This window comes from Nocardia puris, assembly GCF_036051655.1.
Lineage (GTDB): Bacteria > Actinomycetota > Actinomycetes > Mycobacteriales > Mycobacteriaceae > Nocardia > Nocardia puris.
In genome coordinates, this window is record NZ_CP107943.1 from 249,390 (window position 1) to 264,321 (window position 14,932).

General features: G+C 70.8%; 16 protein-coding genes. 7 read left to right on the forward strand and 9 right to left on the reverse strand.

The features are described 5' to 3' along the window. Positions 1–263 precede the first annotated feature (263 nt). The 6 genes from OHB21_RS01020 to OHB21_RS01045 form a co-directional block, all read right to left on the reverse strand. A complete protein-coding gene (locus OHB21_RS01020) occupies positions 264–1,766 on the reverse strand; it encodes a hypothetical protein (RefSeq protein WP_195125656.1) in 1,503 nt (500 codons plus the stop codon). Positions 1,767–1,915: 149 nt separating this feature from the next. Next, positions 1,916–2,365 (reverse strand): Rv3235 family protein, encoded by a 450-nt coding sequence (locus OHB21_RS01025; RefSeq protein ID WP_195125655.1) that lies wholly within the window; start codon positions 2,363–2,365, stop codon positions 1,916–1,918. A gap of 312 nt (positions 2,366–2,677) precedes the next feature. Next, complete coding sequence (locus tag OHB21_RS01030) at positions 2,678–3,799, reverse strand: acyl-CoA dehydrogenase family protein (RefSeq protein WP_067508795.1); 1,122 nt, start codon at positions 3,797–3,799, stop codon at positions 2,678–2,680. A 151-nt stretch (positions 3,800–3,950) separates the two neighbouring features. Next, a complete protein-coding gene (locus OHB21_RS01035) occupies positions 3,951–5,375 on the reverse strand; it encodes a DUF1254 domain-containing protein (protein WP_067508693.1) in 1,425 nt (474 codons plus the stop codon). Positions 5,376–5,426: 51 nt separating this feature from the next. Continuing rightward, positions 5,427–5,618, reverse strand: a complete 192-nt coding sequence (locus tag OHB21_RS01040; RefSeq protein WP_067508695.1) for a ferredoxin — start codon at positions 5,616–5,618, stop codon at positions 5,427–5,429. After that, on the reverse strand, positions 5,615–7,069 hold the full coding sequence (locus tag OHB21_RS01045) for a cytochrome P450 (protein ID WP_067508697.1): 1,455 nt from the start codon (positions 7,067–7,069) through the stop codon (positions 5,615–5,617). The genes OHB21_RS01040 and OHB21_RS01045 overlap by 4 nt, the downstream gene beginning before the upstream one ends. A 104-nt stretch (positions 7,070–7,173) precedes the next feature. Here OHB21_RS01045 and OHB21_RS01050 point away from each other — a divergent pair, with 104 nt between their 5' ends. Both OHB21_RS01050 and OHB21_RS01055 read left to right on the forward strand, forming a co-directional pair. After that, complete coding sequence (locus OHB21_RS01050; RefSeq protein ID WP_067508699.1) at positions 7,174–7,830, forward strand: TetR/AcrR family transcriptional regulator; 657 nt, start codon at positions 7,174–7,176, stop codon at positions 7,828–7,830. Positions 7,831–8,171: 341 nt separating this feature from the next. Then, positions 8,172–8,585: a hypothetical protein gene (locus OHB21_RS01055; protein ID WP_067508701.1), complete on the forward strand. Its 414-nt coding sequence runs from the start codon at positions 8,172–8,174 to the stop codon at positions 8,583–8,585. Positions 8,586–8,592: 7 nt separating this feature from the next. Here OHB21_RS01055 and OHB21_RS01060 read toward each other — a convergent pair whose 3' ends face one another. Further along, entirely contained in the window at positions 8,593–9,090 is a 498-nt protein-coding gene (locus OHB21_RS01060; protein ID WP_195125654.1) for a CGNR zinc finger domain-containing protein, read from the reverse strand. A 25-nt stretch (positions 9,091–9,115) separates the two neighbouring features. Here OHB21_RS01060 and OHB21_RS01065 point away from each other — a divergent pair, with 25 nt between their 5' ends. From OHB21_RS01065 to OHB21_RS01085, 5 genes are all read left to right on the forward strand, one after another. Beyond that, positions 9,116–9,289 carry a hypothetical protein gene (locus tag OHB21_RS01065; protein WP_228791172.1) on the forward strand — a complete coding sequence of 58 codons (174 nt, stop codon included), beginning with the start codon at positions 9,116–9,118 and terminating at the stop codon, positions 9,287–9,289. 98 nt (positions 9,290–9,387) lie between these two features. Then, entirely contained in the window at positions 9,388–10,416 is a 1,029-nt protein-coding gene (locus tag OHB21_RS01070; RefSeq protein ID WP_067508707.1) for a cation diffusion facilitator family transporter, read from the forward strand. A 322-nt stretch (positions 10,417–10,738) separates the two neighbouring features. Then, on the forward strand, positions 10,739–11,455 hold the full coding sequence (locus tag OHB21_RS01075) for a VTT domain-containing protein (RefSeq protein ID WP_067508709.1): 717 nt from the start codon (positions 10,739–10,741) through the stop codon (positions 11,453–11,455). A gap of 94 nt (positions 11,456–11,549) precedes the next feature. Further along, positions 11,550–12,614: a DNA polymerase III subunit beta family protein gene (locus tag OHB21_RS01080; protein WP_195125653.1), complete on the forward strand. Its 1,065-nt coding sequence runs from the start codon at positions 11,550–11,552 to the stop codon at positions 12,612–12,614. A gap of 64 nt (positions 12,615–12,678) precedes the next feature. After that, positions 12,679–13,161, forward strand: a complete 483-nt coding sequence (locus tag OHB21_RS01085) for a hypothetical protein (protein WP_195125652.1) — start codon at positions 12,679–12,681, stop codon at positions 13,159–13,161. 134 nt (positions 13,162–13,295) lie between these two features. Here the strand turns inward: OHB21_RS01085 and OHB21_RS01090 are convergent, their stop codons facing one another. Next, positions 13,296–14,351: a DNA glycosylase AlkZ-like family protein gene (locus OHB21_RS01090; protein WP_195125651.1), complete on the reverse strand. Its 1,056-nt coding sequence runs from the start codon at positions 14,349–14,351 to the stop codon at positions 13,296–13,298. 36 nt (positions 14,352–14,387) lie between these two features. Continuing rightward, entirely contained in the window at positions 14,388–14,801 is a 414-nt protein-coding gene (locus OHB21_RS01095) for a DUF7144 family membrane protein (RefSeq protein ID WP_067508797.1), read from the reverse strand. Positions 14,802–14,932: the final 131 nt, after the last annotated feature.

Below are 14,932 nucleotides of genomic sequence, written 5' to 3' on the forward strand. Positions count from 1 at the left end.
CACCACCCGACAGCCCGGCGAGGAAGCGAGAGCGCACCGACGCCGAGCCGGGAAGTCCCGGATCGGAGCGTGCCACCGGTGAGCGCGGCCCTCGACCGTGATCGCCGGAAGTACCCAGCCGGAGCTGGATCGGTGACGTCGTTCCTTGCACCCGCGCTCGTCGCGGCGTGAACCATTTCCAACGTTGCGACGAGCGTAGGTCCGGGCGCGGGGGTGGTTCGCGCGTAGCGCGCTACTCGAATTCGCGGCCCGCGCCACGCATTTCAGGGGCGCCCGGATTTGCGGAAGAACAACACGTGTTCGTGATCGATGAGCGGCATGGTCTTGCGGAGCTGGCGGATGCCCGCCGAGGGCAGATAGGTCAGGTTCGCGAACGACTGCGTGTTGCCGAACGCGGCGCGCAGCTTGTTCTCGGTCGCGAAGTTCGCCCCGTGCGCCGCCAGCACGCCGAAATCCAACGGCGCCAGCGGTTCGTCCAGGGTGGCCGGTCCGCTGGGGCGGCCGAGGGCGGCGTACTGGGTGGCGCGGCCCTGCTCGTAGCGGCACAGCTCGTAGGAGGTGTTCTCCGTGACGGTCACCGACACCACCGGCCACTGCCGCGAAAGACGCAGCGCCAGCGGATGTTTCCCCACGGGCGCGAGTTCCCAGTTCAGGCTCATCACGGTGACCCAGCCGCCGTAGGACATCTCGATGATCACCACATCGTCGCCGAGTGAGGGGGCGGTGTTGAAGTCGGCGCGGCCGATCACCCAGTCCTCGTCGTCGGCGACGAGATAGGTGGAGCTGTCCACCAGCTCGATGTCGTCCTCGGCGTAGGCGGCCGCGACGGCCTCGCGCAGCTGGGCGATGGCGTCGCGGTCGGGACAGCGCACGGCGAGCGCACCGAAGGTGGGGCCGATCTCCAACGGCATCGACGGCGGCTCGGGGTCCTCGCCCGGCACGAGCGGGCGCAGGCCCACCAGGGCGAGCCGCCAGTTGATCTCCTCGACGGTGGACAGGTCGCCGGAGGTCTTGCGCAGGATCTGGGTCTGGGTGAGCCTGCCCGCCTGCTCGAGCGTGCGGCACTCCAGTTCGCGCAGCGCGTTCAGCGACTTCGGCGTGAGGTCGAGATCGCGGATTCCGCAGGCGCGCAAGCGGATCGACATACCGGTCGAGGTGTAGGCCGCGTAGCGCTCGCGATACATCGACAGCGCCTGCTTGCGGGAACGGCCGATCATCAAGGTGCGCAACAGCGTACTGAGGCTGGCCAGGTACTTGCCCGCCAGATCGGGATTGGCGGAGGCGAGTTCGGCGCGGATGCGCGCGGCGTCCTCGGCGGCGGCCACGGCGGCGTCCTGGTCGAGCCTGCCCAGCCACACGCCGCATTTGCCCAGACCGTCGGCGCACATGCCCGCGACCTGTGGAAAGGTCTGCGCCACTTCGCGATACGCGTGGCAGGCGTTGCGGATGGTGCTGGCCGCGAGTTCCCGGTGCCCGGTCTGGCGGGCGGCCTGCTCGAAGACGCGCAGCGCGTCCTGGAGTTCGCCCGCGAACCGCGCCGACACCTCGCCCTGGATCAGCCAGTGCAGCCGGATGCCCACGGACTCCTGCGCCGGGGCCAGCGCCTCGGTGGTGCGGTCGCGCGGCGCGCCGTTGGTCCTGGTCGCGAGCAGCGCCTTGGCGAGTTCGCCGAGCGAGGCGGCCAACCGCACCTCGGCCTCGAACGTCCGGTCCCGCGCCGCACTGCGATCCACCGCCACCTGGCGCTCGATCGCGCTCAACTCCATCGCGATCCCAACTCCCGCATCACCTTCCACACGGTCGTCCACCGGCCGCGTCCGTCGCCGAGAGTCTGCCACACCCGCGCCCCCGACGCGCCCGCGTCGCACGGATCCGCTGGTGCATCACGTGCGCGGGACCCGAGGTGTGTTCTCCTTCACCCCACACGCACCGCGGTCAACCGCCATGTGCGCCCGGTGCGCACGACGCGGGCGGCGAGGGCGAAGCGGCGGTGGCCGCGTTCGTAGCCCGCGCAGATCTCGGCGATGCGGTCGTCGACCGGGATCGCGTCGACGCGGACCAGGACGGCGGTGCCCAGTTTGCGGCGGGCCTCGGGTTCGCTCGCGGCGAGCGTGCGGACGGCCGCGACCACGGCCGGCTCGGCCACCGTGGCGAGCTGGGCGGGTGGCCTGCGGCGGTCCAGCACCTCCAACAGCAGGCGAAGGGCCTGGACGGCGAAGGTGTGCGCGGCCGCGGCGTCTTCACGGTCGCGCTCCGGCCCGTGCGATTCCCGCAGGGCGATCCGCAACCCGTCACCGATCCGCGACGCTCCCCGCGAGCGCATCCGCCGCGGCGGCTCCCCCAGCGGCGGCTCGTTGCGCGGCACCGCCGAAAACACCTCGTCACACCCCGACACCCGGCCCCCTCGACTCGAAACCCCTGACGAGAGGCCGATTCTGCCGATCCGTTCGCACCGGGCATGCGTAGTCCACTACGTGATTCCCCTCCGGCAAACCCACTCTTTGCAGGCAGAAAATCGGACACTCCGGCTGGAATCCGCCATCGACCTCGGCGTCGAGACCGACCGGTCACCTTGCGAGTAGTCGGTGTCTCCCCGGTGCCGTGGGCTGTTTCACTCGGCAGATCCATTCCGCACGTTGCCGGAAGCGCACCAATTGCAGCACCTCACTCCGCGCGCTCACCCCTCCTCGACGCCCAGCACCTCGCGTCCGATGACGCCCGCCAGCACCTCGGTCGAATACGCCATGAGCTGGCCCGCTTCGGCGTCGCGGAGGTGGCGTTGGATGGGTGAGCGCTTCAGGTATCCCGAGGCTCCGCCGACGCGGACGCCGAGTTGGGCGACGTCGACGGCGACCTTGTTGGCCAGGTACTTGGCGCGGCCCATGGTGGGCAGCGCGGCGGGAATCGCGTTGTCCGCCAAGTCGAGTGCGCGCTCATAGAGGGCGTGGGCGGCGGCGAGGCGGGTCTGGACGTCGGCCACCTCGTACTGCACCCACTGCTGGTGAGCCAGTGGCGCGCCCAGGATCTCGCGCGACCGGGCGTGCTCGACCAGGGCGTCGAGGGCCGCGTCGGCGATGCCGAGGGAGATCGCGGGCAGGCCCGCCGGGATCACCGCGAAATCGCCGGGACCCGGTCGCCTGCCGCGATATTCGGCGCGCAGCACGGTCCGGTCGAACGACAGCAGTTGGCTGCGGGTGGCGCGCAGGCCGAGCGTGTCCCAGATCGGGATCACCGACACCGTGTCGTCGGGGACCACGCCGAAGAAGGTCGGCTGACCGTCGACAAGGGCGTTCACCAGCAGGTAATCCGCGATCTCCGCGCCGGAGACGAACCGCTTCGCCCCGGTCAGCGTCCAGCCGCCCGCGCCCGGCTCGGCCACCTGCTGCGGTTGCAGAAACCTGTTGCCGCTGGCCGGTTCGCTCAGCGCGTTGGCGAATCGCTTGCCCGCCAGGAACTCTTCGGCGAAGAACGAACCCATGGTCTCGGCGGTGATCTCCGCCAGCGCGACCCCCGCCCCCGCGTGCATGGTCCAGATGGTCGCGATCGACGGGTCGGCCGCGGCCAGCGTGCGCACCACCCAGCCGAACGCGCGATAGCTCAGCCCGGTGCCGCCGACCCGATCCGGCAGGACGGCGCGATCGAGCCCCGCCTCGTGCAGGGCCGCGAGGTGAGCCACGGGAATCTCCGCCCGCTCATCGAATTCGGCTGCGGTGGCGCGGAATTCGTCGGCCAACCGCGCCACGCGCGCGAGCGGCTCCCGTTCGTCGGCTCGGACCGGGAATTCGAAAGAATCGGTCACGGTGAACACTCCGTTCACTGGATCGGCGGGACGTTGCCAGGGTAGGCGGCGCGTCGCGCGCGGGGGTCCGAAACGGGCTCGGCGGGCGGTAGCGGATGCCGCCCGATGTGGACCTCGCCGGGCGAACGCGCACCGCCACACCTCGCGGGCATCAGATCGGCGTGACCGGCGGCAACCGCCACGTCCCCTCGATCGCCTCGGTGTGCGGCGCGTACATCCGCAGCGTCAGCGAGAACGCCCCCTCACGCGGGATCGGCAGCCAATTGCCCTGTGGCACAGCATCACCCGGGTCCTCGTGCTGGATCGCCAGCTCCACCGACCCGTCCGGTGCGGGCACCACGGGCACCTCGTGACCGATCGACTGGATACCCGCTGCGTTCGGCACCAGGCGGTCGTCGGCCCCGTACGCGGTGAGCGACCAGAACGCGTCGACGGGGGGCAGCGCGCCCGCCTCGAACCGCAGACGGAACCGGTTCGGCACACCGTCGGAATCGGCGTCCCCGAAGAAGGTCGGATAGATCGCATCCTGAGGAAGGTTGGCGCCCAAACCTTTTCGCGCGACAGCGGCGCGGTGCAGATACTCGGTGCCGTACACGCCGGTGCGCGGATCGAAGGACCACCCGTTCTCCAGCCGGGTCTGCGGATCGACGTAGACGCCGATGGTCTGGGTGGCGTCCCGCACCACCATGCGCAGATCCTCCTCGGTGAGTCCTTCGATCCGGCCGCCCGGTTCGACGCCGATCCTGGCGAAGCGCGCCATCGCGGGCGCGTCCACCGGCGCGGGCGGATCGGTGCTCATCCGCGCGCACAGGCGGTCGAAGAACTCGCGCGGGTCCATGCGCGCGACGCGCTCCGCCGGGGTCTCGTCGGTCGGCGGCGGAGCGGCGGTCGAGGCGGTCTCGCGCCCCGCGACCCAGTCGCTGAGCGTGGCCACCCGCATCTCCTGCTGGATCGCGCGCACGGCGGCCACGTCGTCGGGCCCGTTCACCTGGATGCGGCCCAGCAGCCAGACCGTCGGGGTGGGCATCGGCAGCGGCGTGAGCCCGGCGGGCAGGTCGCCGGACCACCCCGGCCCGGTGATGACGTAGGTGTAGGGCGGCGTCGTGGTGCCCGGCTGCACCTGGGGACGCATGCCGCTCGGATTGTGCACGGTGTTGGACCACGCGTCCATGAATTGCAGCAACCAGAACCGCCCCGGCTCCACCGCGGGCATCCGCACCACCACCGGCTCCTCGGAAAGATCCAGCCACGCACTGGAATACAGCGTGTCGAGGTTCATTCGCACCACGTCGTGGCGTTCCGGGGTCGGCGGCGCGGTGGCGTGCCAGAGGCGATCGGCGGGCGCGACGGCGAGCGAGGCCGTGCGCGTGACGTCCATCAGGACGAAGGGGTACCCGAAGACGTAGGCGTCGTGGGCGATCGCCCGGAGTTCGCCAGAGGCCGCCGTGGTCGTCTGCTCGGCCCGTCCGCAGGCCCCGAGTCCTGCGGCCAGCGCCACGCCGGCCAAGCTCAGTACCGTCCGTCGCGCGATGCCGCGCCGCACGCCGGGGTCCGGATCACCTTCCCGCTCATTCATGTGCCCGCGAGTATAGCCACGAATTTGCCAGCGAACCGCGGTACGGGCGGATCAGGGGTCGATCAGCAACGCTCGAACCGGACAACTGTCCACCGCGAGGTGTGCCAGGTCGGCGTCCGCGTCGGCGACCGGACCGGGGCTCGGCACCACCACGCCGTCGGGGCCGACGCGCAACAGCTCGGGCGCCAGCGCCTCGCACATGCCGTGCCCCTCGCAGCGGTCCAGGTCGGCGAGCAGTCTCACGCGCGGATCCGTTCCAGCCGGAGGGGCAGTCCGTCGGCGGGTGTGGGCCCCGTGCCCGCCACCAGCGGGACGCGATAGCCGGACGGCACGGTCCAGCGATAGCGCAAGAGCATCTGGTGCATCACGGCTTTCACCGTCATCCCGCCGAAGTACAGGCCGATGCACTTGTGCGCGCCGCCGCCGAACGGCGCCCACGCGAAGCGGTGCGCTTTGTCCTCGCGGCGCTCGGGCGCGAACCGGCCGGGATCGAACGCGTGCGGGTCGCGCCAGTACTCCTCGGTGCGCATCATGGAGTACGGACCGCACAGCACCAGCGTCCCCTGCGGGACGTAGTGGCCCAGGATGTCGGTGTCGCGCAACGTTTCCCGCACCTGCTGCGCCACCGGCGCGTACATGCGCAGCGCCTCCTTGAACGCCATGTCCAGCGTGGGCAGCCGGTCCAGGTCGTCGTAATCCAGCGCGTCCTTGCCCAGGGCGCGCGATTCGGCGCGCAGCGTCTCCTGCCAGTCCGGGTGCCTGCCGAGTTCGTAGGCCAGCATGGAGGTGGCGATGGTGCTGGTGTCGTGCGCGGCCATCATCACGAAGATCATGTGCTGGACCACCTCGTCGTCGGTGAAGGCGTGCCCCTCCGCAGTGGTCGCCCGGCACAGCACGCTGAACAGGTCGGTGCCCGAACCCGCGCGCTTGGCGGGCAATTCGCGGCGGAAGTACTCCTCCAGCACCGCGCGCCCGCGCAGCCCACGGGACCAGACCCCGCCGGGCACGTTGGTGCGCACGATCGCGGCGCCACCGCGCACGGCGTCCTCGAAGGCGTGCCCGAGCCGGGCCCCTTCGGCGCCGAGTTCCGCGCCGGCGAACACTTCGGTGGCCTGTTCCAGCAGCAGCTTCTTGACTTCGGTGTAGACGGGGAAGTCCGAGGCGGGCCGCCACCGCGCGATGCCACGGCGCAGCAGCGGCGTGGTGAGGTCGAGGTAGCCCACGAGACGGGGACGGGTGAAGGCCTGCTGCATGATCCGGCGATGGAAGAGGTGCTCGTCGAAGTCGCGCAACAGCAGCCCGCCGCGGAAGAACGGGCCGATCAGGAACTCCCAGCCACGCTGCGCCGAGAACACCTTCTCCCGGTCCAGCAACACCACCTCGAACGCCTCCGGACCGACGACCACCACGGCGGGCCGCCCGAGCACACCCATCCAGCTGACCGGACCCAGTTCTTCGAAACGCCTGCGGGAGAACGCGATCGGGTCGGCCAGCGTCTGCAAGGTGTAGCCGATGCCGGGCGGGCCGAAATCGCCGGGCGTCGGGCGCAACCCGCTTCCCGGCGGCGGATCGGCGAGCGGACGCGGCCGCACGGGGTAGCGCCCGACGACGCGGGCTCCCGCGCGCTGCACACGCCAGAAGAACCGGGTTCGCAGTTGCCTTGCGCCGTCGGCGACCTGCTGGGGCGGGTGCATGACCGTCTCCCTTCCGCGACTCTGCGTGTGATTCAGACCATATCGGAAACGCGCGTTTCCGTAAACAGTTGTTTCCCAATTACGTCGTGTGAAAAACTGCGAGCGTGACCCGGGCATCCACCGGCACCTACCGAGGTGCCTCCACCGCCGAGCGCCGCGAGGACCGGCGCAGGCGCCTGCTCGACGCCGCACTCGACATCGTCGGCACCCACGGTCCGGCCGCGCTGACCGTGCGCGGGGTGTGCGAACAGGCCAAGGTGGGCCCGCGCTTCTTCTACGAGGCGTTCCCCGATCTGGACACCATGGCCTGCGACCTGCTGGTCGACGTGCAGACCTCGGCGCTCACCCGCGCCCGCCGCGCGGTCGCCGACACCCGCGGCGCGCCCGCCGACCGCATCCGCGCGGGCGTCGCGGCGCTGGTCACCGACCTCACCGACGACCCGCGCCGCGCCAAGGTGATGCTCGCCCAGACCTACGGCAGCGAGGCGCTGATGCGCACCCGGTTCGCCGGGATGCGCGAGGTGGCCACCACCATCATCGAGCAGACCCGGCTGGTGCTCGACCTGCCCGAGGGCCAGGACACGGCGGTCGCGGCCACTTCCCAGCTCATCACCGGCGGCGCGGCCGAGTTGATGCTGGCGTGGCTGGACGGCGAGCTGCCCGTCGACCGCGACGGGCTGATCGATCTGCTGGCCGAGTTCGCGATCGCGATGATCGACAGGTTGCCCGAGGTGGCGCGGCGCACCAGCGATCCGGCGTAGCGGCGGCGGTCGAGAGCAAGGCGCCTCGAAAACCCTTTCGGCCGAACGCATCCCACCTGGTCACCGCCTCGGAATCATCGCGGCTTTATTTCCGATCGGTTGAAACATGGTGCGGCGGAATGTCTTTCACCACACCCCGGTGATCAATCGGTAACGGCCACGTAGCCGAGCCGATACACTGATTTACAGGTCGGTCGTCCTCGGAAATGGCGCACCGGCCCCGGGTACACGATGTCCCCACACCCCAAGACCGGCTGTTCTCTTCTGAAGACGTTGGGAGGCACGATGATCCACCAGCTCTACTGTCGCGCGTACCCGCGTCCCACCACCGGAGGTGCGGAATGATCGAGAGCGCGTACGCGGCCGCGGCGCAGGACACCACCGGACCCCGCCTCGGCGACCCCGACACCCCGGGCAACCTGCTGCCCGGCAACCGCATGTGGAGCGTGTCCGCGGTCGTCGTCGAGGCCGACGGGCCGAGCCCGCGCCACGGCGTGGTGGCGGGCGCCGACCTGGGCGACGCCGCCGAGCAACTCTGTGAATACCTGCCCGAGGCGCACAGCGACGGCGACTACTACCTCGTCGCGCGGGAGGTGCCGCTCGTCACCCACGGCCCGCGCAGCGGCGGTCAGACACCGCGGCGCGCCTGGGTGAGCCCGATCCGCCGCGACGACGCGGGCCAGGCCACGTTCGGGCGCTGGATGCGCGCCGAGGAGCATCCCCACTTCCGGCAGCACCCGCGCGTCACCAACTGAGCGGGGCTCAGGCCGTGCGCAGGCGGTGCTCGGCCACGTGCACGCGGTTCGCGCATCGCGTGGAGCAGTAGCGCCGCCTGCCGTTGCGGGAGGTGTCCACGTAGACGGTGTCGCAGCCCTCGCGCGCGCAGCGGCCCATGCGCCCGGCGTCCTCGCAGAACAGCGACGCCAGTCCGGCCGCGGTGTAGGCCTTGACGCGCTCGTCCATCGGGGCATCCTCTCGTGCGTAGTGCAGATGCGGGGCGCGGCTGTCGTGGGTCGAGATGTAGGGCTGGCTCGTGGTCTCGGCCAGCAGTTCGTTGAGCGCGCGCACCGAAGGCCGCTCGAACACCTCGCGCAGCCGCGCGATCCAGCGGCGCAACTCCGCGGACTGCGTCGCGTCGAGGGTGGTGATCGGCTTGTAGCCCGTCTCGATCAGCACCTCGCGCATATCCGTCCTCGGGTCGGCGTTGACCAGGAGCGCCGCGAGTTCGGCCGCCGTGCCGCCGTAAGGGTTGAAATGCATAAAGCCATTACATCAGGCTGGACGCATGCTCGCTACCTGCCCTTCCTGCTCCTGGCCCTCGCCCACCCTGGTCTCCGCGCACGGCTCGGTCCGCTACCTGCGCTGCGTCTGCGGACAGTGGCTGATCAGCGAACACGGCACCGTGGTCGCGCTCGCGGGACGCGGCGGGTTCACCGAACCGGCCGTCGACTGCTGCTGAGCCCCCTCACCTGGGATTACAAATGCGATAATGCGCATGTCTGCAAGATAGGCTAGGCTTCCCTCCGGCATCCGCCACGGAGGAAAGGGTTCTCGATCATGGGAGATCATTGCGCGACGCCCTCGCCGGGGGCATCCGCCGCCGATGCCGACGGGCACCCGCGCGAGCGGCATTCCCACGATCACCACGGACACGGCCGGCACGGGCACGACCACGGCGTCTCCGCCGATTCCGACCCGCGCTGGCTGGGCGCCGCGCTCACGCTGATCGTCACGTTCATGGCGGGCGAGGTGGTCGTCGGCCTGATGGCCAACTCGCTCGCGCTGCTCACCGACGCCGCGCACATGCTCACCGACGCCGCCGCGATCGCGCTCGCCCTCGTCGCCATCCGGCTGTCGAAACGGCCCCCCGGCGGGCGCTACACCTTCGGCTACAAGCGCGCGGAGATCCTGTCGGCCCAGGCCAACGGCATCACGCTGCTGCTGCTCGCGGTGTGGTTCACCTACGAGGGCATCCACCGGCTGATCGAGCCGCCCGACGTGGCGGGCCCGCTCGTGTTCTTCACCGCGCTGCTCGGCATCGTGGTCAACATCCTGGCCGCGTGGTGCATCAGCAAGGCCGATCGCAACAGCCTCAATGTCGAAGGCGCGTTCCAGCACATCCTCAACGACCTCTACGCCTTCATCGGCACGGCGGTCGCGGGCGCGGCCGTGTGGCTGGCCGGATTCGCCCGCGCCGACGCCATCGCCGCGCTCGTGGTGGCCGCGCTGATGGTGAAGGCGGGCTGGGCGCTGGTGCGCGAATCGGGGCGCATCTTCCTCGAGGCCGCGCCCGCGGACCTGGACCCCGACGCGATCGGCGCGCGACTGGTCACCGTCGGCCACGTGACCGAGGTGCACGATCTGCACGTCTGGGTGATCACCTCCGGCGAGCCCTCGCTGTCGGCGCACGTGCTGGTCGAAGACCGGGCCGACTGCCACGCCGTGCGCGCCGAGATCGGACGCGTCCTGCACGACGAGTACGGCCTCGAGCACACCACCCTCCAGATCGATCACGCCACCGAGGCGGACGCACCGCCGCCGGAACTGCACTGTGCCGAACCACACGGCCGGGTGCATCGCGCCTGACCAGCCCGCCGCCCCGAGCGAATCGGGCGAATCGGGCATCGAGCGGGGCTCGCGCGCGGGGTGATCCGCGCGGGGGCTGGTGTTACTGTGTCTCAGGTCCGGTGGCCGGACGAGCCGGTTGCGGCGCGGCCACCCGCGGTACCGCGACACGCCGGAACCGCGCGGGGCCGAAGAGCATCTATCGTGGAAGCGGGGCCGCGCCTCGCACGGGGCGGACGGGCGAACCGGTCCGTCCGCGGTATCGCTGGTTCGAAGGTAAGAGGGGCGCTCGACATCGGCGAGCGCTTCGGGCAGATCGGGAAGGTAGCCAGGTAGCGAACACATGACGATTCACACCGCAACGGGATCGGTGACCACCAATCTCGCACTGCTGCCAGGGTTCCTGGACCCGGTGAACCTGCTCAACTCGTTCGGCACCTGGATGCTGATCGGCCTGCTACTGGTCGTCTTCATCGAATCCGGTCTGCTGTTCCCGCTGCTGCCCGGCGATTCGCTGCTGTTCACGGCGGGCCTGATCGCGGCGTCGAAGTCCACCGAGATCGCGCCGTTCGCGCCGATCGGGGTGCTGCTGGTGCTGATTCCGATCGCGGCCGTCCTGGGTGACCAAGTCGGGTACTTCATCGGCTCGCGCGGCGGCACCGCCCTGTTCAAGAGCAACGACGCGCGCATCTTCAAGAAGAAGTACATCGACGAGTCGCACGCCTTCTTCGAGAAGCACGGCCCGATCACCATCGTGCTCGCCCGCTTCGTCCCGATCGTGCGCACCTACGCGCCGCTGGTGGCGGGCGCGGCCGGGATGAAGTACCGGATCTTCGTGACCTACAACGTGCTCGGCGGCGTGCTGTGGGGTTCGGGTGTGACCTACCTCGGCTACCTGCTCGGCCAGATCGAGTTCGTGCGGGACAACATCGACTACATCTTCCTGCTCATCGTCGCGGTGTCGGTGATGCCGATCGTGGTCGAGGTCGGCAAGCGCATCCTGGCGCGCCGCCGGGGTGAGCCCGCCGCGGAGGCGGAGGAAGTTCCCACCCGCTCCTGAGTTCTCTTCCCGAACGCCCCGGCCCGCACGGCCGGGGCGTTCGCGTTTTCCGGCGGGTTGACCTTCAGGTTGGTCGAAGTCCCATGATGGCCGGGTGCCGAACTCCGAAGAGCTGATCACCATCGGCGCGCTCGCGCGGGCCAGCGGCCTGACCGCGAGCGCGCTGCGCTTCTACGACGACTGCGGATTGTTGGTGCCCGCCGAGGTCGACGCCGTCACCGGGTACCGGTACTACACGCGGTCCCAGGGCGAGCGCGCCGCGCTGATCCGGCGGTTGCGCGGTGTGGAGGTGCCGCTGGACACGATCGCGCGGGTGCTCGCGGGCGACCGGGATCTCGCGGGACGGCTGCTCGACGAACACGCCGCCGCACTGGCGCGCCGCGCGGCCGAGGCCGCGGCGGTGGCGGCCGAGGTCAAGTCGGCGTTCGCGGCGAGCGTTGTCGCGGTGCCCGGCCCGGCGCTGGCCGGGGCTCTGGCCCAGGTGGTGACGGCCGCGGCGAGCGGGGATTCGGTGCTGGCCGGTGTGCTGATCGAATCGGACGCGGCCGCGCTCACCCTCACCGCCACCGACCGCTACCGGCTCTCCACCCGCGGGCTCGCGCCGGTGCGCGCGAGTACCGACCGCTGGTCGCGCGTGGTCGAGGCCGCCGCCCTCGAACTGCTCGACAGGTGGTTGTCGGGTGCGGGAGAGATAGTGCTGACGCCGACCGACCACGGTGTGCAGTTGTCTGACGGCGGAATTCAGCGGCATTGCGCGGGCATCGCCGAGGAGTATCCCGACTATCGCGCGGTGCTGACCGGGCTCCCCGAGGTGCGTACCCGCGTACTCGTGCAGCGAGCGGAGCTGCTCGCACGGTTGGAGACCGACGCCGAGGCGCTGACCTTCGACATCACCGGTGGCGAGCTGCGTCTGGCGGGGAGCGCCCTGCCGGCGGCCGTCACCGGGGATCCGCTGCGCATCACCTTCTCCCCCGCCGTGTTGCGGCCCGCGATCGACACCGCCCTCGGCCCGGAGATCATGCTCGACCTGGCCGGCCACGACCTGCCCGCCGTGGTCCGCTCCGCGACCGACGGCGCGCTGACCACCCTCGCCATGCCGATGCTGCCGCCGGGCCCGGTGAGGGCCGATGGCGTGTCGCTGGACCCTGATGACCGATGACCACCACTGCGGAACGCACGTGTCCTGCGCCCCCTCGAAACCGCCCGTTCCGAAAGGACTCTCGATGACCGACCCCACCATGAACGCCATCACCGCCGCCGTCGAACGTGGCCGCGCGGGTGAGCGCGACGCCGCGCGCACCGAGCTCACCGCGCTCTGGCGCGAGATCGGCCCGCTCGGCGACGCGCTGCACCGCTGCGCGCTCGCGCACTACCTCGCCGACCTGCACGACGATCCCGTGCGGGCGCTGACCTGGGATATCCGCGCCCTCGACGCCGCCGACAGCGTCACCGACGAGCAAGTGGCGGCCGCAGGCGCGGGCCCGACCGCGCGCGGCTTCTCCCCCTCCCTGCACCTGAACCTGGCCGACAACTTCCGCCGCCTCGGCTCCTTCGCCGCCGCCCGCGACGAACTCGCCGCCGCCCGCGCCCACGTGGACGCGCTCGCCGACGACGCCTACGGCGCGATGATCCGCACGGCACTGGACGAGATCGAGGCCGACATCGACGCGGGCCGGACCGAACCCCGGGCTTCCGCACCTCGCTGAGTAGGGGCCTGCGCGCACGTCGGGCCGCGCGCTGCCGCCCCTGCCTGCCGTCGAGCCCATGGCCTGGTGATCGAGCCGTCGCAGGGCGATGGTCCGATCTGTGGAAGCACTCGACGGAGCGCCGCGACTGGGCCCTACGCCCAGTCCGGTTCGAGCCGATCGTCCCCCGTCGTCCGGTGAGCCGCTTCTTCGGCGTCCGTGCGCACCCGGGTGGGCAGGGGATCGAAGGGGGTGAGCGTCATCCGGTGGTCGGTGCGACGGTAGCGCCAGGTGCCTGCGACCTCGCCGTCCACCAGGATCGCGCCGGGGGCCGAGACTGCCCGCCACACCTGGGCGCGGCGGGTGGTGTCGGGGACGAGCAGCGCCCGGTCGGTCTGCCGCAGGTACGGGTCGTGCGCCGGGACCAGCGCGACGCCCTCGGCGGGCGGCGCGGCGACGAGCTCGTCCACCAGCCGTTCGGGCAGTTCGTAGCGGTGGCCGTCCACGCGGACGCGGACCAGCGCGAGGTCCGGATCGCGCCAAGCCTCGTCCACGTCCGAGCCCAGCCAGTCGCGGAACAGCGGACGGGTGATCGGGCCGTTCACCCGGAAGAACGCGCGCAACAACTCGCCCCGCGATCCGGGCCGGTCCGAATCCGGGTGCGGCGGGGTGGGATACAACATCGTCGTGCGGGTCTCGTCCGACCCCAGGACGAGCTGCGCCTGGCAGCCCGCGGCACGGAACACCGCATCGTCAACATGCTCGGCACCACACCGCTCGCACCACGCGATGTGCTTACGCGACACACGACCGGTGACGACCGTGCTCGCCTCTCCTTTGCCGATCGGTGCGACGACCACCTCGCGCAATGCCGCCGCCACTTCGGTCACGGCGTCGACATAGTCCGCGCCGCCTTCATCGCTGTCGACCGGGGCGAGCGCGTCGCGCAGGAAGTCCATGTGCTCGAGCCGGTGGGCGTGCGGCGCGCCGCGCACCGTCCACCACACGATCAGCGGCCCGGTCGGCGTGACGGTGCGGTCGAGTGACTCCCGATCCGCCCGCACCCGCAGCGACTGTCGCGCGCCGTCGCCCCGGCTGTCCTGGAACCCGAGCAGCAGCAGGTCGTCCCACGCGGCCTCGCCGGCGAGTCCGTGCGCTCGCCAGCGATGGCCGAGCCACCGTGCCCGGTCCAGTGCGGTCGCGGCGGGCATGTCCGCCTCCGTCCCGGCGACCCGCCCGGCCGCCTACTAGGTCGCGTCGGTGCGCCAGGTGGACACCGCCCAGATCACCACGATATTCAGCGCGATGATGAGCAGCGACCAATACGGGTAGTACGGCAACCACAGGAAGTTCGCGACGATCGACAGCGCCGCGATGATGACGGCGGCGACCTTGCCCCACGTGGTGCCGGTCATCAGCCCGAGCGCGCAGACCACGAGGACGGCGCCGAGCACGATGTGGATCCAGCCCCAGGCAGTGACGTCGAACTGGTACACGTACTCCGGCCCCACGACGAACAGTTCGTCCTCGGCCACCGCGGAGATCCCCTCGAAGATCTGGAGTACGCCGACGGTGAGGAGCAGGATCGCCGCACCGATCGAGGTGCCCGCCGCGATGCCCTGGCGGACCGGATGCTGGGTTTGGGGAGTGGTCATCTGCATGCCCTTCCGCGAAGGAGAATCCTGGATGTCCATCCCAACCGGTACCGCCCGGTGATTCCTCACCCGTTCCGGGTGAACAACGCCGGTGGGCGCGCGGGCGGAGGGGCGGTCAGCGCTACCAGGTCCGGAAC